Below are 401 nucleotides of genomic sequence, written 5' to 3'. Positions count from 1 at the left end.
AAAAAGTTGAACAAAATTGCTGTGATTGGGCCCAATGCCAACGACGAAGTGATGTTGTGGGGCAACTATAACGGAACACCCATTGAAACCATTTCAATTCTCGAAGGTATCAAAACAAAGCTGCCCGAAAAGAAGATTTTCTACGACAAAGGCTGTGACCTGGTTGAGGATAAAGTGACCGAAAGCTATTTTTCGCAACTTACATTCGAAGGGAAACCAGGGTTTAAAGCCACCTACTGGAATAATCCCGACCGGGAAGGACAGCCCGTTGTTTCGCAACAAATAAGCAGTGCAATTAAGAAAACCACTGCCGGTCAGCATGAGTTTGCTTCGGGTGTAAAGCTCGAAGGTTTTTCGGCCTTGTTCGAAACTGAGTTCGTACCGGAAAAAACGGAGGAGCT

At 45.1% G+C, this 401-nt stretch carries 1 pseudogene; it reads left to right on the top strand.

The features are described 5' to 3' along the window. Nucleotides 1-401 (top strand): annotated as a pseudogene (locus tag N2K84_RS20695) (glycoside hydrolase family 3 protein); the annotation flags it as partial.

Source organism: Gaoshiqia sediminis (assembly GCF_025907915.1).
GTDB classification, from domain to species: domain Bacteria; phylum Bacteroidota; class Bacteroidia; order Bacteroidales; family Prolixibacteraceae; genus Gaoshiqia; species Gaoshiqia sediminis.
The sequence above is the reverse complement of the archived record's forward strand: the minus strand, read 5'-3'. Positions and strand labels throughout refer to the sequence as shown.